This is a genomic window from Streptomyces sp. NPDC005393 (genome assembly GCF_040606675.1).
Classification (GTDB): domain Bacteria; phylum Actinomycetota; class Actinomycetes; order Streptomycetales; family Streptomycetaceae; genus Streptomyces.
In genome coordinates this window covers 25,097-48,968 of sequence record NZ_JBEXFG010000045.1, presented here as the reverse complement: position 1 = coordinate 48,968, position 23,872 = coordinate 25,097, and the positions used below count along the sequence as shown (strand labels likewise).

The following is a 23,872-nucleotide window of genomic DNA, read 5'->3' as shown; positions in this document are numbered from 1 at the left end:
TCACCGTTCGTCGTGGTCGCTGCCGCCGAGAGCGGCGTCTTCGAGTTCGCGCAGGATCCGCTCCTCGACCAGGTCGGCGAGGGCGGCGACGGTGTGCGCGGTCAGGATGTCCCGGGGCGTCAGATCGACGTCGAACGCCTCCTTGGCGCGGGAGGCGATCAGCAGACTGCGGACCGAGTCACCGCCCAGGGCGAAGAACTCGTCCTCGGCGCCGACCTTGGCGACCCCCAGCACCTGCGCCCAGATCTCCGCGATGACCTCCTCGGTGGGGGTGCGCGGCTCGACATGGCCGGCCGGTGCGGCGGTGGCGGGGCCGGGCGCGGGCAGGGCCGCGCGGTCGGTCTTGCCGTTCTCCGTGAGCGGCAGGCGGTCCAGGACGGCGAACGCCGACGGGATCATGTACCCGGGCAGCGTCCGGCCCAGCTGGGCCCGGAGCTCGGCGCCCGACGGCGCGGTGGCACCGGGCGCGAGAACGAGATGGGCCACCAGCCGGCGCACACCGGGCTCGTCCTCACGGACCGTCACCACGGCCTCCAGGACGGCCGGGTGGCCGCCCAGGGCGGTCTCCACCTCGCCGGCCTCGATCCGGTAGCCGTGCAGCTTGATCTGGTGGTCGGTGCGCCCCAGGTGGTGGAGCCGGCCCTCGGCGTCGTAGCGGGCGAGATCGCCGGTGCGGTACATCCGGGAGCCGGCCGGCCCGAAGGGGTCCGCGACAAAGCGGGACGCGGTCAGACCCGGGCGGCCCAGATAGCCCCGGGCGAGCGACGGGCCGCTGATCCACAGCTCGCCGGGGACCCCCGGCGGCACCGGGCGCAGCCGCGCGTCGAGCAGATGGACCCGGGTGTTGGGGACAGGCCGTCCGATGGGCGGCGGGGAACCGTCGGCGACGAGCGGCTCGGACCAGGTGGCGACCACGGTGGCCTCGGTGGGCCCATAGGAGTTGATCATGCGGTGGTGCGGGGCCCACCGGGCCGTCAGCTCGGTACCGCAGGCATCCCCCCCGACGATCAGCGTGCGCAGCTCCGGCAGCTCCTTCTCGGTGCCCACGGGCAGCGTGGCGAGCGCGGCGGGCGGGATGAGGGTGTGGGTGACGCGCCGCTCGCGGAGCACATCGGCCAGATGCCCGCCCAGCAGCGGACCGGGCTCGGGCACCACGAGGGCGGCCCCGGCCGGCAGCGCCATGCACAGCTCCAGGACGGAGGCATCGAAGCTGGGCGAGGCGAACTGCAGCACGCGGTCGCCCGGCCGCACCTGGTAGTGCTCGGCCTCGGCGGCGGCGAAGCTCCCGATCCCGCGGTGGGTGACGACCACGCCCTTGGGCGTGCCGGTGGATCCGGAGGTGTAGATCACATACGCGGGGTCGTCGGGATCGACCGGGCGCGTCCGGTCCGCGTCGGTGGGCCGGTGCGCGGGGCCTTCGGCGGTGTGGACCCCGGCCGTCCCCCCGAGGGTGACGAGCGGGGCGGCGTCGCCGAGCATCAGGGCGATGCGCTCGGCGGGGTAGTCGGGGTCGACGGGCAGATAGGCGCCCCCGGCCTTGGCCACCGCGAGCTGGGCGACCACGATCTCGACCGACCGCTGCAGCACCAGGGCGACGATCTCCCCGGGGCCCACGCCCTGGGCGATGAGGCGGTGGGCGAGGCGGTTGGCCCACATGTCCAGCTCCGCGTAGGACAGCCGTCCCTCGGGGGAGACCACCGCGGGCGCGTCGGGCCGGCGGTCCGCCGCCGCCTCGAAGAGCTGGGCCAGCGTCGCCTGCTGGACCGGCCGGGCGGTGTCGTTCCAGTCCACCAGGAGCCGGTGGCGCTCGGCGGCCGGCAGGATGTCGATCCGGTCCAGCGGCAGGTCGTCGGGGGCCGCGGCGAGGGCGCGAAGGACATGCGTCAGCCGGTCGGCGAGAGCCCGAGCGGTGGCGTCCTCGAAGAGCCGCGGGTCATAGCCGAGTTCGACGGACAGCTCGGCGCCGGGCGAGACGACCACGGTCAGCGCGTAGTTGGTGGACTCCAGGGCCTGGAGGTCCCGCACCCGCAGTCCGTGCTCGGCGGCGGCGGAGCTGTTGATCGGGTAGTTCTCGAACACCACCAGGCTCTCGAAGAGGTTCACCCCGCCCGGTACCTCGCTCCAGCCCTGCAGCTGGGACAGCGGCACATGGCCGAAGCCGCGGGCGTCCGCCTGGTCGGTCTGGAGCCCGCGCAGCCAGGCGGCCGCGGCGGCGTCGCCGTTCACCGCCAGCCGTACGGGCAGGGTGTTGATGAAGATGCCGGTGATGCTGTCGGCGCCCGGCAGCTCCGTCGGCCGTCCGGAGACCGTCGCCCCGAAGCAGACGTCCGACTCTCCGCTCAAGCGAGACACGAGTAATCCCCAAGCGCCCTGGACGATCGTATTGAGCGTGAGCCGGTGCCGCCGGGCGAAGTCCTGGAGGGCGGTGGTGTCCTGCTCACCGAGCCGGTGCGACAGCCACTGGGAGGACCGGGTGGCGGTCTCCGGCGTCGGCTTGCGGTCATAGGGGAGAGGAGTGGGAGCGGCGAATCCCTCCAGCGCTTGCCGCCAGTGCGCTTCGGCCTGTGTACGGTCCTGTCGGCCGAGCCAGGCCACATAGTCCGCGAACGGCCGACGGGCCTCCAGCCGGGGCCGTTCACCGGCGGCCAGGGCGGCATGGGCGGCGAAGACATCGGAGAGGACCTGGAAGACGCTCCAACCGTCGAGCAGCACATGGTGGAAGGTCCAGAGCACCTGGACCTCGCTCGGCGAGAGCCGGGCGAGGGTGATACGGAGCAGCGGGGCCGCGGTGAGATCCATCCCCCGGGCGCGGTCCTCGTCGAGCAGCCGCCGCAGCGCGGCCCGGCGCTCGTCCTCCGTCAGCCGGCTCCAGTCCAGCTCCTCGACCGGTACGGCTGCCGTACGGCGCACGATCTGCAGAGGCTCGGGCACCCCCCGCACCACCACCTCGCTGCGCAGCACGGGGGTGCGGTCGACGACATGCTGCCAGGCGGAGGCCAGGACCCGGGAGTCCCGGACCCCGTCCAGGACGAAGGTCGCCTGCTCCACATAGAGCCCCTGGTCGCGCTGGGCCAGCCCATGGAAGACCAGCCCGGTCTGGGTCGGCGTCAGCGGATAGATGTCCGCCACGTCCCGCCCGTCGCCCGCCAGCAGGTCGACGGTCTCCTGGTCCAGGGCCGCCAGCGGGAAGTCCGAGGGCGTCCGCCCGCCCGCCTCCAGCCGGGAGCAGAGCCGTACGATCGCCCGCAGCTCCTCCACCATCCCCTCGGCGAGCCGGACCACGGTGGTGCGCCGGTGCAGACACCGGGAGTAGGACCAGGAGAGCTCCAGCCGCCCGTCCTCCACCCTGCCGACCACGTCGATGAGGTGCGGCCGGGGCGCCTCCCCGCTCATATCCCCGTCCAGTCCGCCGTGCGGGGCGTGCAGCAGACCGCCGGTGCCGGGCGGCTGCCAGTCGAGCCGGCCGAGATAGTTGAAGCTGATCCGGGGCGCGTCGGGGAGGCCCGGCGCGGCCGCCGGGGACAGATGGCGCAGCGCCCCGTATCCCAGTCCCTTGCGGGGCACCGCCCGCAGCCGCTCCTTGACGGCCTTCAGCGTCTCCTCAAGACCGGCTTCGGCGCCGGCCTCCAGCGCGACCGGGAACATGCTGGTGAACCAGCCGACGGTACGGGAGAGATCGACCCCCTCGAAGATCTCCTCGCGGCCGTGCGCCTCCAGATCCACCAGCACCCGGTCATGACCGGTCCAGCGGCCGAGCACCCGGCCCAGCGCGCACAGCAGCACATCGTTGATCCGGGTCAGATAGGCGCCCGGCACGTCCTGCAGCAGTACGCGGGTCTCCTCCCCGTCGAGCCGGACGGTCACCGACTCCTCGAAGGCCGCGGCGTTGGGTCCCTCGCCGTCCGTGGGAAGGTCCACGCACCCGTCCGCCGCCGTCCAGTGGCCGAGCTCGTCGTCGAAGCCCCCGGCGGCGGTGTGGTCGCGCAGCCGCTGTGACCACTCCCGGAACGAGGTGCTCTTCGGGCCGAGCTCCGCAGGTCCTCCGGCGGTGATCTGACGGTAGGCGGTGTCCAGATCCTCCAGCAGGATGCGCCAGGAGACGGCGTCGACCACCAGATGGTGGGCCGTCAGGAAGAGCACCGGGCGCTCCTCGTCGCCCCGGGTGAAGAGCACGGCCTTGAGCAGCGGCTCCCGGGCGAGGTCGAATCCGGCCTGCGCCTGCCCGGCGATCTTGCGCATCACCTCGGCCCGCCGCCCCGGTTCATCGGCGGACAGATCGTGGACGTCGAGCATCCGCGCGGCGCCGGGCGGGGCGTTGTGCTGGCGCCAGGGGCCGTCCCCGCTGCGCTCGAACCGCATCCGCAGGGCGTCGTGGTGCTCCGGCAGCGTGGCCAGGGCGGCGCGCAGCGCGGTCTCGTCCACCGGGCCGCTCAGTTCAGCGGAGACCGACTGGGTGAAGTGCCAGGGGCTCTCGGGGAGGCTTTCGAAGAGCCAGTGCTGGATCGGGGTGAGCGGCACCTCGCCGACGACCGGCCCCTGTTCGGCGGTGGCCGCCGTGGCCGGTACGTCCTGCGCGGCGGCGGCCAGGGCCGCGACGGTCTGGTGAACGAAGAGATGGCGGGGCGTCAGCGCGATCCCGGCCCGGCGGGCCGAGGAGACGATCTGGATGCTGAGGATGGAGTCGCCGCCGAGGGTGAAGTAGTTGTCCTCCACGCCGACCCGCTCCAGCCCCAGGACCTCGGCCCAGATCGCGGCGAGGGCCTTCTCGGCCTCCGTACGCGGGGGGATGTGGCCGGTGGCGGGGGCGGCCCAGACCGGTACGGGCAGCGCCCGCCGGTCGAGTTTGCCGCTGGTGCCCAGCGGCAGCCGGTCCAGCGTGACGATCGCCGCGGGGATCATATGGTCCGGCAGGCTCCGGGCGAGGAACGCGCGCATCGCCGCGGGGTCCACCGGGTGTCCCGAGGCCGGGACGACATAGCCGGCCAGGCGCTTGTGGCCCGAGGTGTCGATGACGGCCGCGGCGGCCTCGGCGACATCGGGGTGGCGGGCCAGCGCGGCCTCGACCTCGCCCAGTTCGATCCGGAAGCCGCGCACCTTGACCTGGTCGTCGGTTCTGCCGAGGTACTCCAGCTGCCCGTCCTGGTCCCAGCGGACCAGGTCGCCGGTGCGGTACATCCGACTGCCCGGCGGGCCGAAGGGGTCGGCCGTGAACCGCTGCGCGGTCAGTCCGGGTCGGCCGAAGTAGCCCCTCGCCAGGCCGGGGCCGGCGAGATACAGCTCTCCGGGCACGCCGACGGGCACCGGCCGCAGCCGGGCGTCCAGCGCGTAGGCGCGGGTCGCGGCGATCGGGGCGCCGATGGGCGGGGTCCGGCCGGGGTCGGCGGGGTCGCAGGTCCAGGCGGTGGCGTAGACGGTGGCCTCGGTGGGGCCGTAGATGTTCGCCACCCGGCAGCCAGGGATGGCCGCGCGGACCTCCTGGACGGTACGGGCCGCGAGCCCCTCACCCGCCAGCACCACCGTGTCGGCCGCGACGGCGACCGACCCCTTGCCGAGCACCTGCCCGAGGGCGGAGGGCACGGCGCTGATCAGGCTCGCGGTCCAGGGCTGTGTCCGCTCGGCCAGGGTGAGCAGATCGCGGACGATCTCAAGGCAGCCGCCCGTCAGCAGCGGGCAGATGATCTCGAAGACCGACACATCGAAGTTGAGCGAGGTGGAGGCCACCACATGGGACAGGCCCGCCGCCCCGAACTCCGCCGCCGCCCACGCCCCCAGCGCCGCGACACCCTGGTGGGTGGCCACGACGCCCTTGGGCGTACCGGTCGATCCGGAGGTGTGGATGACATAGGCCGGATGGCCGGGGGACAGCGGGGACGTCCGCTCGGCATCGGTGATGTCATGGGCGGGCTGCCCGGCCGCCCGGCGGCCCGAGTCCGCGCCGTTCAGCAGGATCCGGGCGGGTCCGGCGGGAATCTTCTCCGCCACCTCCTCGGTGGTCAGGACGGTGTCCGGGGCGATGTCGCCGATCATGAACGCGATGCGCTCCGCCGGGTAGGCGGGGTCGACCGGGAGATATCCGGCACCGCTCTTGAGCACCGCCAGCAGGGCCACCACGAGCTCCGGGGTGCGCGGCATCGCGAGGGCGACGAAGTGTTCGGGGCCCGCCCCTGAGCCGATCAGCAGCCGGGCCAGCCGGTTGGCGCGCTCGTTCAGCTCCCGGTAGGTCAGCCGTCCGTCCTCCCCGACCACCGCCACGGAGTCCGGAGTACGGGCCGCCTGCGCCTCGAAGAGCTCGGGCAGGACCGCCCGTGGCGCGGGGGAGACCGGGCCGCTGAACTCGTCGAGGATCCGCCGGGTCTCCGCCTCGCCGATCAGCGGCAGCTCGTCCAGCCGCCGTACGGGATCGACCGCCATCTCCTCCAGGAGCCCGCGCAGACACGAACCCAGCCGCTCGATCGTCGAGGCGTCGAAGGCGGCGGGGTCGTAGTCCAGCGAGATCGACAGCCGCTCCTCGGGCGCCACCACCACGCTGAGCGCGTAGTTGGTCGGCTCCAGATCGCGCTCCTGCCGGATGCCGAGGCCGTGCGCCGCGATGGCCTCGCTGTCGAACGGGTAGTTCTCGAAGACCACGATGCTGTCGAAGAGATTGACCCCGCCGGGGACATCGCTCCAGCTCCGCAGCTGCGCCAGGGACACGAAGTCGAAGCGCCGGGACTCCGACTGCGCCGTCTGGAGCTCCCGCAGCCAGGTCAGCAGCCGGCTTTGGCCGTCCACCCGGACCCGGGTGGGCACGGTGTTGATGAACACCCCGACCATGGACTCGACACCAGGCAGCGCGGCCGGACGCCCGGAGACGGTCGTGCCGAAGCACAGGTCATGGGCCCCGCTGTACCGGGACAGCAGCAGCCCCCAGGCGCCCTGTACCACCGTGTTCATGGTCAGCCCGCTCCGCTGGGCCGTCGTGCGCAGCCGGGCGGACTCCTCGGCGCCGAGGGTCACCCGGTGGGTGCCGGAGGAGGCGGTGCGGTGCGCCTCGACCGCGGTCCGGTCCCGCGGCAGCTCGGTCGGGGAGGTGAAGCCCGCCAGCGCCCCGCGCCAGAACCGCTCGGCCTCCGCCGTGTCCTGCGCGCCGAGCCAGTCCAGATACTCGCGGAAGGGCCGGCGGGCGGGGACGTCCGCGCCGCGTCCGGTGGTGAGCGCCGCGTACCGCTCGCACACCTCGTCGAAGACCTGCGCCGCGCTCCAGCCGTCCAGCAGCACATGGTGGAAGGTCCAGATCAGCCGGACCTCGTCGGGGGACAGCCGGATCAGGGTCAGCCGCATCAGCGGGGCGGCCCCGAGGTCGAGCCCCTCGGCCCGGTCCTCGGCCAGCAGCCGGCTCAGTTCGGCCTCGCGCCACCGGTCGGGCCGTCCGGTCCAGTCGTGGTGGACGATGCGTACGGCGGCCCGGCGCTGGACGACCTGAAGGGGCTCCGGGGTGTCCTCCCAGACCAGACGGGTGCGCAGGATCGGGTTGGCGTCCGCGGTCCGCTGCCATGCCGTCGCCAGCGCCACCGGATCCGTCACCCCGGTCAGCCCCAGCTGCACCTGGTTGAAGTAGGCGTCCGACGCCGGGTCCACCAGGCTGTGGAACAACATGCCGGCCTGCATCGGGGCCAGCGGATAGATGTCCTCCACCGCCCGGCCGTCGCCGGCCACCCGGTCCACCGCGGCCTGGTCCAGCCGGGCCAGCGGGAAGTCCGACGGCGTACGGCCGCCGGCCCCGGGCTCGGCGCAGTGGCCGACGATCTCCTCCAGGGCGCGGAGCATCTCCTGGGCCAGCCGGTCCACCGTCTCCTTCGTGTGCGTCCCCGAGCCGTAGTACCAGGTGATCTCCAGGCACCGCTGCTCGACCCGGCCCACGACGTCCAGCACATGCGCCCGCTCCGACTCCGGTGCCGCGTCACCGCCCAACCCGCCCCGTACGGCGGCGACCAGGGACTCCCCGGCGGCGGACCAGTCGAACTGGCCAAGGTAGTTGAAGCTGATCAGGGGCCGCGGCGTGTCCCGGAGCCCGGTGGACGGGGCCAGATGGCGCAGCGTCCCGTAGCCGATGCCCCGCGCGGGCACCGACCGCAGCTGCTCCTTGACGGACTTGAGCGTCTTGCCCCAGCCGCCGGCCGGGATCTCCAGAGCCACCGGGAACATGGTGGTGAACCAGCCGACGGTACGGGAGAGGTCCACCCCGTCGAGCAGATGTTCCTCCCGGCCGTGCCCCTCCAGATCGACGGCCACCTTGTGCCGCCCGGTCCACTCGGCCAGCACCCGGCCCAGCGCCGCGAGCAGGACGTCGTCGACGCGGGTGTGGTAGATCCCGGGCACCTGCTGGAGCAGGGCGGTGGTCCGGCGCTGGTCCAGCCGGACGGTGACCGTCTCCATGGCCGCGACGGTGGCGTCCCCCTCACCGTCGACGGGCAGCCCGGCGGCACAGTCCGCGGACACCGCCGTCCAGTACGGGAGTTCGGCGTCGAAGCCGCCCGCGGCGGTGTGCTCGACCAGGCGCCGGGACCAGTCCCGCACCGAGGTGGTGCGCGCGCCCGGATCGGGCCGTTCGCCGCGGAGCGCCTGGTGGTAGGCGGTGTCCAGGTCTTCCAGCAGCACCCGCCAGGAGACACCGTCCACCACGAGGTGGTGCACGGTCAGGAAGAGCGCCGGCGGTCGCCCGTCTCCGGTGCGCAGCAGCCGGGCGGCCAGCAGCGGCCCGCGCTCCAGCTCGAAGCCGGCGTGCGCCTCGGCCATGGCCGCGTCCTCGGCGGCCCGCCGCTCGCGGGCGCCGAGCCCCGACAGGTCGTGCTCCCGCAGCGGTACCGGACCCGCCTCGTCCGGCGGCGGGCAGTACTGCCGTACGCTCCCGTCCGCCCGGCGCGTAAAGCGTGTCCGCAGCGCGTCATGGTGTTCCAGCAGCGCCCGGAGCGCCTGCCGGAGCGCCTCGGGGTCGGGATCCTGGTCGAGTTCGGCCACGACGGACTGGTTGAAGTACGCGGGCCAGGCGCTCTGCGTGCCGAAGAACCAGTGCTGGATCGGGGTGAGCGGCACGTCCCCGGTCACCGGCCCCGCGTCGGTGGCGGGGCGCGCGGCGGCCTGGGTGACGGTGGCGAGCGAGGCGATCGTGGGGTGCCGGAAGAGCTCCCTGGGCGTCAGCGACAGCCCCGCCTGCCGGGCGCGGGAGGCGACCTGGATGCTGAGGATCGAGTCCCCGCCGAGCATGAAGAAGTTGTCCTCGACCCCGATCCGGTCCCGGCCCAGCAGGGTGCCCCAGATCGCCGCGAGGGCCCGCTCGGCGTCGGTGCGCGGTGCCACGTACCCCGCGCCCGAGGCGGCCGCCCAGTCAGGTGCGGGCAGCCGGCGGCGGTCCACCTTTCCGTTGCCGGTGAGCGGCAGTTCGTCGAGGCTGACGAAGACCGCGGGCACCATGTAGTCGGGCAGTACGGCGCCCAGGAACGGCCGCAGCTCCTCGGGGTCCGGCACCGCGTCACCGCGGACCGGGACCAGATAGGCGGCCAGCAAGGTGCGCTCCCCCTCGCGCGCGAGCGCGACGACCGCCTCCGCGACGGCCCCGTGGCGGGTGAGCGCGGCCTCGATCTCGCCCGGTTCGATACGGAAGCCCCGGACCTTCATCTGGTCGTCGGACCGGCCCACGAAGCTCAGTTCGCCGTCGGCGGTCCAGGCCACGATGTCCCCGGTGCGGTACATCCGGGAGCCGGGCGGCCCGAAGGGGTCGGCGACGTACCGCTCGGCCGTCGGGCCGGGGCGGTCGCGGTAGCCGCGGGCGAGACCGGCGCCCGCGATGTACAACTCGCCGGGGACGCCCGGGGGTTGTGGCTGGAGGAAGGCGTCCAGGACATGGACGCGGGTGTTGTCCAGCGGCCGTCCGATGGGCAGCGTCGGTGGCAGCTCCTCCCCGGCGCGGAAGGGGCGCCGGGTGGCGAAGGTCGTGGTCTCGGTGGGCCCGTAGCCGTCGACCACCGTCAGCTCCGGGCACGCGTCGAGCACCCGGCGCACCGCCCCGGCGGGCACGGCCTCGCCGCCTGTCCACACCTCCCGGGCGCCGCGCAGGCACTCCGGCGCCTCCTGCGCGAGCAGCCGGAAGAGACCGGCGGTGAGCCACAGGCAGGTCACCCCGTGCGCGGCGATCGCGTGGCGTACGGTGTCCGCGTCCACGTCCCCGGGAGGCGCCAGGACGGCCCGGCCGCCGCGCAGCAGCGGCACCCACAGCTCGTAGGTGGAGGCGTCGAACGCCTGGGGGGAGTGCACCAGCACCCGCTCGTGCGCCGCGAAGGCGCGGTCGAAGGCGAGGGCGGTGATGTCGCGGTGGCGCACCGCGACCCCCTTGGGCCGTCCCGTGGAGCCCGAGGTGAACATCAGATAGGCCGTGTTGTCGGGGAAGACCTCCACCCGGGGCGGTGTGCTGGGCCCGCTGCCGAGGTCGCCACCGGCCTCCACCACCAGCGTCCGCCCGCCGTGCGGGATGTCCGCCGCGGCGCGCTCCCGGTCCCGGTCGGTCAGCAGCACGTCCGCCGCCGCCTCGGCCAGCACCGTCCGCAGCCGGTCCTCGGGGGCGCGTATGTCCAGCGGTACGTACATCCCGCCGGCCTTGACGATCGCCAACTGGGCGACCACCAACTCCACGGACCGGTTCATCAGGACCGCCACCGGGTGCTCCGGCCGGACGCCGAGCCCGATGAGCCGGTGGGCCAGCCGGTTGGCGCGCGCGTCGAGCTCCCGGTAGCTGACCGGGCCGCCCTCGCCGTCCAGCGCCGGCGCGTCCGGCGTACGCCCCACCTGCGCGGCGAACAGCTCGGCCACCGTGCCCTCGGGCAGCGGGGCCGCGGTGTCGTTCCACTCCTGGAGCACCTGCCGGCTCCGGGCGGGGGTGAGCATCGGAAGGCGCGCGGGCGCGCGGTCCGGGCCGGTGGCCATGGAGGTGAGCAGCACCGACAGATACTCGGCCAGGCGCCCGACGGTGGCGTCGTCGAACAGGGCGGGGTCGTAGCCGAGCCGCAGCACCAGCTCCTCGCCGGGGTAGACCACCAGGGACAGCGGGTAGTTCGTCGTCTCGATGCCGTCGAGCTCCCGCAGTTCCAGACCGTGCGCGGCGGCGAGGTCCCCCCCGACCGGGTAGTTCTCGAAGACCACGATGGAGTCGAAGAGGTTCACCCGGTCGGCGAGGGAGGTGAAGGACCGCAGCCGGGTCAGCGGTACGAAGTCGAACCGCCGGTCCTCGGTCTGCTCCGTCTGCACCGAGCTCAGCCAGGACAGCAGCGTGCCCTCGGACGGCACCGAAAGCCGGGTCGGCACGGTGGTGATGAAGAGTCCGCTCATCGCTTCGACGCCCGGGAGTTCCGGCGGACGCCCGGACACCGTGGTCCCGAAGACGACGTCCCCGCGCCCGCTCTGCCGGGCGAGCAGGACCGCCCACGCCCCCTGGAACAGGGTGTTCATGGTGAGCCCCGCGCCCCTGGCCAGCTCCTCCAGCCGGCGGGAGGCGTCGGCGGGCAGCGTGATCCGGACCGCCTCGGTGGACTCCGCGTGATGGGTCTCGGTGGGCTCCCGGTCGAAGGGCAGCGGGGTGGGCTCCGACAGATCGGCGAGCCGGGCGCGCCAGTGCTCCTCGGCCCGGGACCAGTCGCGCTCCCGCAGCCAGGTCACATAGTCGCGGAACGGGCGGCGGCTGGGCAGACCGGCCGCCACATCGGACGATCCGTCACGCGACCGGGCGTGGCAGTGGAAGACGTCGGACAGTACCTGGAAGAGGCTCCAGCCGTCCAGGAGCAGATGGTGGAAGGTCCACACCACCCGCACCTCGGTGGCGGAGAGGCGGGCGAGGGCCAGCCGCATCAGCGGCGCGGTGCCCAGGTCGAGCCCCCTGGCCCGGTCCTCGGCGAGGAAAATCCGCAGTTCCTCCTGGCGCCGGGGCCCGGACAGCTCGCGCCAGTCGAGCTGGGTGACCGGCACCCGGGCGCCCCGCTCCACCACCTGCAGCGGTTCGGGCACCCCGCCCCACACCGCGCGGCTGCGCAGAATCGGTGTCCGGTCGGTGACGTGCTGCCAGGCGGCAGCCAGCGCCCGGGGATCGGGCACGCCGTCGAGGACGAAGGTGAGCTGCTGGAAGTAGGCGCGCCGGTCCTCCTGGGACAGCCCGTGGAACAGCATGCCCGCCTGGGTGGGGGTGAGCGGGTAGATGTCCTCCACCCCGTTGCCGTCCCCCGCCAGCCGGTCCACGGTGGGCTGGTCGAGGGCGGCGAGCGGGAAGTCGGACGGGGTGCGGCCGCCGGCGCTGGGCGCGGCGCCGTGCCGGGCGATCTCGCACAGCGCCTGCCGGAACTCCTCGGCCAGCCGCCCGACGGTCTCCTCCCGGTGCAGATTCCCCGAGTAGAACCAGGTGAATTCCAGGGTCCGCCCCTCGACCCGGCCGACCACCTCCAGCGGATGCGGACGCGTGGCCGCCGGGTCGGCGTCCAGGGCCAGTTCACGGTGGAGCCCGCGGAAGAGCCCGTCGCCGTCGCCCGGCAGCTCGAACTGGCCGAGGTAGTTGAAGCTGATTCCGGCGGTGGGACCCTCCGGGAACCCCTCGGGGCGGATCAGATGGCGCTGCACCCCGTACCCGAGCCCACGGCGCGGTACGGCCCGCAGCTGCTCCTTGACGAACTTGAGGACCGCGCCCCAGTCCCCGCCCTTCCACTGCGGAAGGGAGAGCGCCACCGGGAAGCGGGTGGTGAACCAGCCGACCGTACGGGACAGATCCACCTCCTCGAAGATCTCCTCGCGGCCGTGGCCCTCCAGGTCCACCGGGACCCGGCCACGCCCCGTCCACCGGGTCAGCACCCGGGCCAGCGCGCTCAGCAGCACATCGTTGACCTGCGTCCGGTAGACCTCGGGCAGGGTCTGGAGCAGGGCCGTGGTCTCGTCCGGGCCGAGCCGTACGGTGACCGAGCGGGCGGAGGCGTAGGTGTTCGCGCCCTCGTGGTCCCTGGGCAGCGACGGGTCGCAGTCCCGGGCGAGCCCGGTCCAGTAGTCCGTCTCGTCGGCGAAGCCGCCGGCCGCCGCGTGGTCGTTCAGCCGGAGCGCCCAGCGGCGCAGCGAGGAGGACGCGGCCGGAAGCCGGACCGGTGCGCTTTCCGCCAGCCGGCGGTAGGCGCTGTCCAGGTCCTCCAGCAGAATGCGCCAGGAGACCCCGTCCACCACGGTGTGGTGCACGGTGAGATGGAGCACCGGCCGCGCTCCGGCGCCCGCCTCCTCGAGCACCGCGCGCAGCAGCGGCCCCTCCGCCAGGTCGAATCCGCCCGGATGGGGGGCGCCGTCTCCGGTGTGGCGGCGCAGGACGTCCGGCGTCCCCCCGCTCTCGATCCGCTGGTACCAGCCGTCGCCGTCCTTCCGGTGGAACCGGGAGCGCAGGGCGTCATGGTGGTCCACGAGCGCCGCCAGCGCCCCCCGCAGCGCCTCCTGGTCCACGTCCTCGGGCAGGACGAGGGAGATCGTCTGGTTGAAGTGCCCGGCCCGCCCGGGGTCGGCCTCGAACAGCCAGTGCTGGATGGGGGTCAGCGGCAGGTCCCCGGTGGCCGCCTCCTCCACGGCGTCGGGGCGCGCGGCCGGAGCCGCGGTGTCCAGGTTCAGGGCGAGAGCGGCGATCGTCTGATGGCGGTAGACATCGCGCGAGGTGACCGGGAGGCCGGCCTGCCGTGCCTGGGAGACCACCTGGATGGAAAGGATCGAATCGCCGCCGAGCGAGAAGAAGTTGTCCTCCACGCCGACGCGCTCCACCCGCAGGATCCCGGCCCAGACCTTCGCGAGAATCCGCTCGGTCGCGGTGCGGGGCGCCACATAGCCGGTCGCCGCCGCGGCGGCCCAGTCCGGGTCGGGGAGCCGGCCGCGGTCCAGCTTGCCGTTGGGGTTGAGCGGCATCCGCTCCAGGACGAGGACCGAGGCGGGCACCATGTAGTCGGGCAGGCCGTTCGTCACGAACCTCCGCAGCCCGGACGGGTCCGGCGAGGCTCCCGGCACGGGGACGACGTAGGCGATCAGCCGCTTGTGGTCCCCGGCCTCCTTCGCGACGGCGGCCGCCTCGGCCACCTCGGGGTGGCGCAGCAGCGCCGTCTCGACCTCGCCCAGTTCGATGCGGAAGCCGCGGATCTTCACCTGGTCGTCGACTCTGCCCATGTATTCCAGCTGGCCGTCGCTGTTCCACCGGACCAGGTCTCCGGTGCGGTACATCCGGCTGCCGGCCGCCCCGAAGGGGTCGGGGACAAAGCGGTTCGCGGTCAGCGCCGACCGGTTGAGATAGCCGCGGGCGAGGCCCTGGCCGCCGAGGTAGAGCTCGCCGGTCACCCCGGGCGGGACCAGCCGCAGCGTCGGGTCGAGGACGTAGGCCCGGGTGTCCGCGACGGGCCGGCCGATCGGCGGCGCCTGCTCGGGGGCGGCACCCTCGCAGAACCAGGCGGTGGCGTACACCGTCGCCTCGGTCGGTCCGTACATATTGACGACGCGGCAGGAGGGCATGGCCTCCCGGATGTCCCGTACGGTCTGGCTGGGCAGGGCCTCGCCCGCCAGGACCACGGTCTTGGCCCCGATGTCCGGGGCGTCCCCGCCCAGGATCCGCGCGAACACCGACGGCACCCCGCTGAGCAGCCCCGCCGCGCGCGGCCGGTCGTGAGGGTCGGTGAGGGCCGGCAGATCCCTGACCACCTCGATGCTGCCGCCCGCCAGCAGGGGGCAGAGGATCTCGAAGACGGACACGTCGAAGTTGAGCGAGGTCGAGGCCACCACATCGGTCAGCCCCTCCGGTCCCAGCTCCGCCGCGGCCCAGGCCACCAGCCCGGCCACGCTCTGCTGGGTGACCACCACGCCCTTGGGCCTGCCGGTCGAACCGGAGGTGTAGATGACATACGCGGGATGAGCCCGGTCCAGCGGCCGGGTCCGCTCGGCGTCGGTGATGTCGCCGTCCGCCCGGCTCGCCAGATCGGCGCGGACCGCCTCGTCGTCCAGGACGAGAGGCTCGGCGCCGTCGGGAAGGCAGCCGGCCATCTCGGCGGTGGTGAGGATCACCGAGGGCGCGGCATCGTCCAGCATGAACGCGATGCGCGGGGCCGGATACCCGGGGTCCACCGGCAGATATCCGGCGCCCGCCTTGAGCACCGCCAGCAGGACGACGACGAGGTCGGCCGAGCGCGGCAGCGCCAGGGCCACCAGCTGCTCGGGGCCGACCCCCCGGTCGATGAGCAGCCGTGCGAGCCGGTTGGCGCGCCGGTTGACCTCGTCGTACGAGAGCCGGGTGTCCCCCCAGGCCACGGCGGGCGCCGACGGCCGCGACGCCGCCTGCGCCGCGAAGAGTTCGGGCAGGGTCGCCTCGTAGGCGGCGTGACCCGTTCCGTTCCAGGCGTCGAGCATTTTGTGCCACTCGGCGTCGCTCAGCATCTGCAGTTCGACCAGGGTGATGCCGGGATCGGCCACCATCCCGGCCAGCAGCCGGTGCAGATGCCGGGCCATCTGTTCCATCGTCCGGGCGTCGAACAGATCCGAGTTGTACTCGACGGTCAGCCCGAGCGATCCGTCGTCCCGGGGCAGGAACTCCAGCACCAGATCGAACCGCGCGGCCGGTCGCGGCAGCGCGTGCTCGGCGATCCGCACGCCCCCGGCCTCCCGCGCGGGCACCATGGCGCCCTGCTGGACGACCAGCGCCTGCACCAGCGGGTTGCGGCTGGGGTCGCGCCGCGGGGCCAGCTCCTCGACGACACGCTCGAACGGCAGCTCGTCATGGCCGAAGGCGTCCAGCACCGTCTCGCGCATCGCGTCCAGGAACTGCTCGACCCTGCTGTCCCCGTCGACATCGGCGCGCAGCACCAGCGTGTTGACGAAGAACCCGGCGACCGACTCCAGCTCCTTGCGGTGGCGTCCGCTGGTGACGGTGCCGAAGGCGACGTCCCGCTGGCCCGAGTAGCGCGAGAACAGCACCGCGACGGACGCCGCGAGCAGGGTGAACAGCGTGGTGCCCCGCTCCCGGCCGAGCCGGCCGAGGCCCGCCACCAGATCGGCGGGCAACTCGCGGCGGTGCACCGCGCCCGCGGTGGTGCGCACCGGGGGGCGGGGCCGGTCGGTGGGCAGCTCCAGCGTCTGCGTTCCGGCGAGCCGGGTCCGCCAGTACTTCAGATCGGTGTCCTGCCGCGGCGGGGCGGGCCGGTTCCGCTCCCAGACGGCGAAGTCCGGGTACTGCACGGGCAGGTGGGGGAGCGCGGGGCCGGTCCCGGCCACCTCCGCCGCGTAGAGCGCGGCCAGTTCGCGGACCAGGACGCCGACCGACCAGCCGTCGGTGACGATGTGGTGCTGGGCCAGCAGCAGGACATGGTCGTCGTCGGTGAGCCGGATGAGCAGCGCTCTGGTCAGCGGCCCCTGTTCCAGGTCGTAGGGGCGGCCCAGCTCCTCGGTCAGCCGGGCGTCGACGGCCTCGGCGCGCTCCGCGGCCGGATGCCCGCCGAGGTCGACCCGCTCCAGGGGTAAGGTCCCGTACTCGGCCACGAGCTGCACACCGCGCCCGTCCACGGTGGCGAAGGTGGTGCGCAGCGCGTCGTGCCGGGCGGCCAGGGCGTCGAGCGCCCGGCCCAGGGCGTCCCGGTCGAGCGGGCCGCTCAGCCGCAGCCCGGCCCCGGTGTTGTACTCGATGCCGCCGGAGGTCAGATCGTCCAGGAACCACAGCCGCCGCTGGGCGGCGGACAGCGGCAGCGGACGGTCGCGCGGCGCGGAGGGGATCGGCGGCTCGGATACGGTGGAGGGATCGACGGGCTCGGCGGGCAGCGCGCCCGCCAGCCGCGCCACGGTCCGGGCGTCGAGCAGCTCACGGAGCGTCAGTTCCACGCCCAGCTCCGCCCGGATACGGGACAGGATCCGGACGCCGAGGATGGAGTCGCCGCCGAGCCCCAGGAAGTCGTCCTCGACCCCCACGGTGTCCACCGGCAGCACTTCGGCCCAGATGCGGACCAGGGCGGCCTCGGCGGGGGTGCGGGGCGCGATGTGCCGGGTGTCCCCGTCCGGGCCGGTGCGCGGCGCGGGCAGCGCCTGCCGGTCGATCTTGCGATGCGGGGTGAGGGGGAACGCGTCCAGCACGACATAGGCGGACGGCACCATATGGGCGGGCAGCAGCCGGGCCGCCCAGTCCCGCAGCTGTGCGGCCCGCGGCGGCGTCCCGCCGCTGGTGGGCACCACATAGGCGACCAGCCGCTTCAGACCGGGCTCGTCCTCCCGGACGGTGACGACGGCGGCGCCGACCTCCGGATGGCGGGTCAGCGCGGCCTCCACCTCGCCCAGTTCGATCCTGAAGCCGCGGACCTTGACCTGATGGTCGGTCCGGCCGAGGAACTCCAGCTGCCCGTCGGCCCGCCAGCGGGCCAGATCGCCGGTGCGGTACATCCGGGAGCCGGGCGGGCCGAAGGGGGCGGCGACAAAGCGCCCGGCGGTCAGCCCCGGGCGGTCGAGATAGCCGCGGGCCACCCCGGCGCCGCTGATGTACAGCTCTCCCGTGGCGCCGACCGGCACCGGCCGCATCGCCTGATCCAGCACGAAGACCTGGGTGTTGGGCAGCGGACGGCCGATCGGCGGGGTGCCGGAGCCCGCCCGCAGGGCCTGCGTCCAGGTGGCCACCACGGTGGCCTCCGTCGGTCCGTACGAGTTGACCAGCCGCCGGCCCGGCGCCCACAGGTCCACCAGATCGGCCGGGCACGCCTCGGCGCCCACGATCAGGGTGCGGAACTCCGGCAGCCCGGCGCGTACCTCCTCGGGCGGCACTGTCGCCAGCGCCGCCGGGGGGATCAGGGCGTGGGTCACCCGGTGGTCACGCAGCACCGCGGGCAGCTCGGCGCCCAGCAGCGGCCCCTCCGGGGGCACCACCAGCGCCGCGCCCGCGAGCAGGGAGGAGCACAGCTCCAGAACGGAGGCGTCGAAGCTCGGCGAGGAGAACTGCAGCACCCGGTCGCCGGGCTCGACGCGGTAGTGGGCGGTCGTCGCGGCCGAGAAGTTCCCCAGCCCGGCGTGCGGCACCAGCACCCCCTTGGGCACGCCCGTGGAGCCGGAGGTGTAGATGACATACGCGGGGTGCTCCGGACGCAGCGGTGCGAGCCGGTCCCCGTCGCCGGGCGCGTGGCCGGGCCCCGCCACGGACCGGATCCGCTCCGGGTCGTCGAGCACCACGGTCGCGCGGGCGTCGGCCAGCATCATGGCGCGGCGCTCCTCGGGGTGGGCGGGGTCGATCGGCAGGAACGCGCCGCCGGCCTTCGCCACCGCCAGCTCGGCCACCACCAGCTCGGCCGAGCGCGGCAGCACCAGCGCCACCACGCGCTCCGGCCCCACGCCGCGTCCGATGAGATGGTGGGCCAGCCGGTTGGCCCAGGTGTCGACCTCGGCGAAGGACCACGTCCGGTCCCCGGCCACCAGCGCGGGCGCATCGGGGGTACGGGCCGCCCAGGACTGGAAGAGCTCGCCCAGCGGTGCGCGGGAGGCGGCACGGGCGGTGGCGTTCCACTTCGCGGGGGGCAGGTCCGTGGCGTCCTGGGGTGCGAACGCCGGACCGGATGACGTGTCGTACTGGTCCTTCATGGTGGGACGGCCCTTCAGAGCGGGTGAACGGGCGGGGACAGGGTGATCACCGCGGGCGGCCTTGGGGAGAGTGGGGAGTCCGTCCCGGTGGGATGAGGTGCGGTGCCTCAGACGAGGGCGCTCTTGCGGGCCATCCGGCCCGAGAGCTGGATGCGGTCGACCGCGCCGGTCCGCGGATCGCGCACAAAGCGGCCGCCGGGGATCCGGCGTCCGGAGGACGGATCGACCAGATCGCAGGTCAGGTCCTCGTGACAGACCAGGGGGGCGGGGGAGTCGCCGTCCACGGACAGGGCGAGCGTGCCGCTGTCGTTCATGGTCACCTGATACTCGATGTCACCGTTGAGATAGACCCCGGTGCACTGCGCCGTCGCGGCCATCGGGGTGGCCGGGCGCGGCCGGGACGGGGTGCCGGGCACGCCGATGCCGGTGATCTCGTCGAGGGTGCCGGCCAGTTCGTACCACAGATCGGCGCCGCTGCCCGCGTTGCTGGTGAAGGCGACGACCACACCGGTACGGGGATCCGCCCGCAGATAGCACGAGGTGCCCTGGGCGTTGCCGTCGTGTCCGAACCAGATGGCGCCCTCGTGCCGGAAGAGCGCGAACCCCAGGCCCCAGCCGTCGGCGAGGACACCGGGGTCGGCACCGGGCACGGGCCGGCACATCTCCTCCGCGAGCTGAGGCGGCAGCAGCCTCGGCGCACCGTCGCCCATGTGGTCGCGGGCCAGCGCGACCAGGTCCAGGGCGCTGGCCATCAGGGCGCCGGCCGCGGCTTCGGCGGGGGCGAGGTTCTGCCGGACCGGCCGCGTTCTGCCGGTCGCCTTGTTGGCCGAGTGGCCGCGGGCGGCCGGCCGGTGCGGTGCACCGGAGGTGCCGATGAAGGAGGGGACGGTGCCCAGCGGGTCCAGCAGGATCGACCGTATGGCCTCCTGCCAGCTCATCCCGGTGACCGTCTCGATCAGCCGGCCCGCCGCGACATAGCCGGCGTTGGAGTACGAGAAGTCGGTCCCCGGGGGCATCACCAGGGTGCGGTCGGTGCAGTGGTCCAGCAGATAGCGCGAGGTGGTCAGCGCGGCCACATGGTCGGAGTCCGGGCCGGAGGCGAGCCCGGCGGTGTGGCTGAGCACCTGTCTCACCGTGCACGGCGGACCAGCCCGCCGCAGCTCCGGCACATGGTCGCTGAGCTGGTCGTCCAGCTCCACATCCCCGTCCGCCACCAGCAGCATGACGACGGTCGCGGTGTAGGACTTGGTGATGGAGCCGAGGGGCACCGCCGTGTCGGTGGTGAACGGCTCCCCGGTGGCGCAGTCCAGCACGCCGGTCTCCACGGCGAGCGTGGATCCGCCGCTGTGCACGGCGAGTTGGGCTCCGGGTACCTGGTGGGCGCGGGCCAGCGCGGAGAGGCGGTCTTCGAGCAGGCGGCGCGCCTTGGACCGCTGCTCGGCTGTGGACGGGGTCGGTGACCGGTGGAACACGGTGCACTCCTTGCCACGGGACGGGACGGACGATGGGCCTACGGCAGCCGGCTGGTGGCGGTGACATCCCGGGGGACGATCCGGAAGCCCTGCCAGTGCGTGGGCATGGGGTCCTGGTCCTCGTCCCTGGGCACGTGGTGGTAGTCGACGCTGACCCATGCCACCGGATCGGTGAGCTTCTCGCCGTTCGCGTACCTGTCCACCGAGGGGGCGCAGGCCGGCGCGGTGTTGCCGTAGGCCAGCCGTTCGCACGCCCGGTAGGTGGTGAGGTACACGTCGTGGTGGGTGAATTCCTCGGTGTCGCTCGGCCCCCGGTACTGATCGCTCTCGTGGTCGTCGATCTCCCATGACTTCGGGTGGCCGTCGTCGTTCAGGGCGGTGGGGTTCACGACCCGCCAGAAGCGGCTGGGCGCGAGGTCCGCGCCGGTCTCATGGGTCAGCACGGTGCGCTTGGCGGTGCGCTTGGCGGTGCCGCTGCCCCGGTAGTCGTACTGCTCGACGACGTTCTTCGACTGTCCGTCGACATCGAAGTCGAGCCGCCAGAAGACGTTGTGCATGTGGTTCTCACTGAATCGCTTGGATCCCACCCCCGTCGGCCATCCGCTGGTGGCGTCGGTGAACTGGAACGGCGAGAGGGTTCCGGTGGCGCCCGCGCGCGGGGCGATGGCACCGTCGTCCGAGAAGTGCCACTCCATGATGTAGTCGTACCAGCCGATCTCGGACACGGAGAACACGACCAGATCGGTCCCGTGCAGCACGCTCTTCTCCACCGCGCTCTTGTACGCGAACGGCCGGGGCTGCTCCTGGCTGCACATCACGGGGGCGTTCCGGTAGTTCCAGAGCTTGCCGGTGGGACAGTCGTCCTTCGAGAGCTTGGTGAGGGTGCCCAGGTCGAGGTCGCCGAAGCCGATGGCCGAGACGTCGTAGAAGCGGGGCTGACCGCTGTCGTAGGGGACATGCACCTCGGCGAGCGACGCGCTCTTGAGGACACGCGTCGGGGTGCCGCGGTTCGGTGTGTACGTCACATCGCTCAGCATCACCCCGGTGTTGCGGTCGATGTCCCAGCACATCTGCCAGCGGGCGCCGTTCTTGAGGGTCTTGTCGATGCGATCGGCATTGTCGCAGGAGGGGGCCGCCGCGGACGGGCGGGGGGCGGCGGAGGCCGGACCCGGCGTCCCCAGCGTCAGCAGGGCCGCCACGGCCAACAGGATCCGGGCATGCCGAAAGAGACTGAACATGAACGCAAGCTCCCCTCAGAGGCCGATGACGGCGGCGCGCCGGGCCGACAGATCGATGACGATCCTGCTGGTGTCGATCCACTTGCCACCCGGAATGCGCACGAACAGCTGCACACACCGGTGGACACCGCACTGCGACACCTTCCGGGCGCCGGTCACGCCCTGAGCGCGGGACTCCAGGAACGCCATTCCCTGCACCAGCAGTTGGGAGGGCGAGGTGAGCGTCTTCTTCGTCTGCGACGCGTAGGAGTCGCGCATCCCCGGGCCGAGACGGCGGTCGGCCAGGATGATCTTCACTGCCTGCCGGACCTCGGTCAGGGTGGGAGGCGGCTGGACCCCGCGCTGACGGGCCGAGCGGAGCACCTTCCCGGAGCGCAGATCGACCAGCCGGGTGATCAGGACGTCGGAGGCGTAGTCGTAGAGCTGGACCTCGGCCTCACTGTCGGGGGCGGCGGAGGCCGACTTGTCGCGCAGCGGGCGGTGGGTGTCCAGCACCTCGGCCCCGGAACCGCCCGTGGCGTTCCTCTCCCCGCCGCTCTTGCCGCCCTTGTCCCTGGGCGAGGGCTCCTGCCCGGTGGTGTTCCCGACGGCGATACGGGACGCCTTCCGCGTCTCCTCCGACGTCAACGGGCCGGTGTGCGAGGCGATGGCCGCCGCCGGCTGCGAGGTGTCGGGCGCGGGCGGCCCGGCCGTGTCCAGGGCGGCGATCCCCCCGCCGGCTATCAGGGCCGCCACGCCCAGCGCCGCGGACAGGCGCCATCGCCGTCTTGGGCCGCTCGGTGCGCCGTCCGCGCCGTCGTGAGTGGTGTTGATTCTCATCACCCAGCCGTTCCCGTTGTCGGTCGAGCGAGCCCGGGCAGGGCTCGGAGGACAGCAGGCCGACCGCCCCGCGGGGCGCATGCCGGAACCGGGCGTGTCGTCGGTGCGTGTCCCGCCGCGCGGCACGATGCGAGACGCTTCCGATGGCTCGTGCGGACATCCCCCGGACTCGCCGCTGTCCACTGTCGGCCCACGCTTTCACCCCTCAAGGCGTCATAACAGTTGCTTTTGTAATCAAGCGACTGTGAGAAACGCATGTTCCGGCGGGAGCGACCCCTCGGTGGGGAAGTCTGCACAGTGCCCTGCCCGCGCGGACGCCCCGTGAGCTGGGACCAGACGCGACAGGAGGGCCGGATGATCCATCGGACCCCGCTTCCGCAACCGAACCGACGGCCGAGAGGTGACCATGAACGACCACCCCGCCGGCACATCCGCCCCAGCCCCCCTGTACACCAGCCCGCGGCGCCGTGCGCTGTGGGTGGTGTGCGTGGTGTTCTCCGCCGGACTCCTGGCGCCGCCCTTGTTCCTCGGCGCCCGCCAGAAAGGGCTTCGTGCGGCCTGCCGTCCCCGCCGTCCACGCGGCGGTCATCTACCCGGTCGCGCTGGGCAGGCAGTGGCTGCCCAGCCCGGGGGAACCGGATCCCGTGGGTGCTCGCGGCTGTGGTGCTCACCGCGGCCGCCCACGCCGCAGAGCAGGGAGCCGGACGGGCTCGCCGAGCTGCTGCCGCAGTGGCATCGGCTCAGGGACGCCGAGGCGGGGGAGCCCCTGCGCGCCCTGCTCGCCGTGCTGGCCGAACAGGTCGACCTCGTACGCAGCGGGGTCGAGGGCCAGTACGACGACTGGTTCGAACCCGGCCCGTAAGCCCGCTGCTCCAGGCCCCGGCGGGGATCCAGGTGCACTCCGCACCGCTCGGGTGGGTGACGGATGAGGACGCGGTGCTGGATCTGCGGCCGGCCTTCGGGCCGCTGGCCACCCCGGTCCCGGCGGCGGACGCGGAGGCGCTCGCGGCGGAGGCGGAGGCCGACTCGGCCGACCGGGCCGGTTGAGTCACATGATCGCGCTCTGCGTACTTCCTCACGTCCCCCCGACTGTCGAAGGAGCATATTCACGATGGCCACTCCACTGACCGCCGCCCGCCTTCTCAAGGCTCTGCGCGACGAGGGTCTGGAGGTGCACGAATACCGCGACTGGCGCCACCACAACCGCAACTCCAAGGGCGCCTGGGGCCCGGTGAACGGTGTGATGATCCACCACACCGTCACCAAGGGCACCGACTCATCGGTGAAGCTCTGTTACGAGGGCCACTCGTCCCTGCCGGGCCCGCTGTGCCACGGGGTCATCGACAAGGCGGGCGCGGTCCATCTGGTCGGCCACGGCCGCGCCAACCACGCCGGTCTCGGCGACGGCGATGTGCTCAGGGCGGTCATCGACGAGACCGCCCTGCCCGGCGACAACGAGGCCGACACCGACGGCAACCGCCACTTCTACGGCTTCGAGTGCATCAACCTCGGCGACGGCGAGGACCCCTGGCCGGAGGCGCAGAAGCTGGCGATCGAGAAGGTCTCCGCCGCCATCTGCCGCGCACACGGCTGGACCCAGCGGTCGGTGATCGGCCATCGGGAGTGGCAGCCGGGCAAGGTCGACCCCCGGGGCTTCTCGATGGACACCATGCGCTCCCGGATAGCGAAGCGGCTCGGCACCAAGCCCGACGGCGCCGCCGAGCAGAC

The 23,872-nt window shown here is 73.3% G+C and carries 5 protein-coding genes and 2 pseudogenes; 3 read left to right on the top strand and 4 right to left on the bottom strand.

Features of this window, described 5'->3' with window-relative positions; genetic code table 11:
- The 4 genes from ABZS71_RS28610 to ABZS71_RS28595 form a co-directional block, all read right to left on the bottom strand.
- Positions 1–18,615 carry a non-ribosomal peptide synthase/polyketide synthase gene (locus ABZS71_RS28610; protein ID WP_356214727.1) on the bottom strand — a complete coding sequence of 6,205 codons (18,615 nt, stop codon included), beginning with the start codon at positions 18,613–18,615 and terminating at the stop codon, positions 1–3.
- Between the two features lie 107 nt (positions 18,616–18,722).
- Positions 18,723–20,087, bottom strand: a complete 1,365-nt coding sequence (locus ABZS71_RS28605) for a serine hydrolase domain-containing protein (RefSeq protein ID WP_356214725.1) — start codon at positions 20,085–20,087, stop codon at positions 18,723–18,725.
- Positions 20,088–20,125: 38 nt separating this feature from the next.
- Positions 20,126–21,325: a copper amine oxidase gene (locus ABZS71_RS28600; RefSeq protein WP_356214723.1), complete on the bottom strand. Its 1,200-nt coding sequence runs from the start codon at positions 21,323–21,325 to the stop codon at positions 20,126–20,128.
- A 15-nt stretch (positions 21,326–21,340) separates the two neighbouring features.
- A complete protein-coding gene (locus ABZS71_RS28595) occupies positions 21,341–22,144 on the bottom strand; it encodes a hypothetical protein (RefSeq protein WP_356214721.1) in 804 nt (267 codons plus the stop codon).
- A gap of 658 nt (positions 22,145–22,802) precedes the next feature.
- On the opposite strand from ABZS71_RS28595, the pseudogene ABZS71_RS28590 reads away from it, so the two are divergent.
- The 3 genes and pseudogenes from ABZS71_RS28590 to ABZS71_RS28580 all read left to right on the top strand — a co-directional run.
- Positions 22,803–22,991, top strand: a pseudogene (locus tag ABZS71_RS28590) (hypothetical protein); the annotation flags it as partial.
- Between the two features lie 71 nt (positions 22,992–23,062).
- Positions 23,063–23,191, top strand: a complete 129-nt coding sequence (locus ABZS71_RS28585; RefSeq protein ID WP_355844495.1) for a hypothetical protein — start codon at positions 23,063–23,065, stop codon at positions 23,189–23,191.
- A 64-nt stretch (positions 23,192–23,255) separates the two neighbouring features.
- Positions 23,256–23,867: pseudogene (locus ABZS71_RS28580) on the top strand (N-acetylmuramoyl-L-alanine amidase); the annotation flags it as partial.
- Positions 23,868–23,872 lie beyond the last annotated feature (5 nt).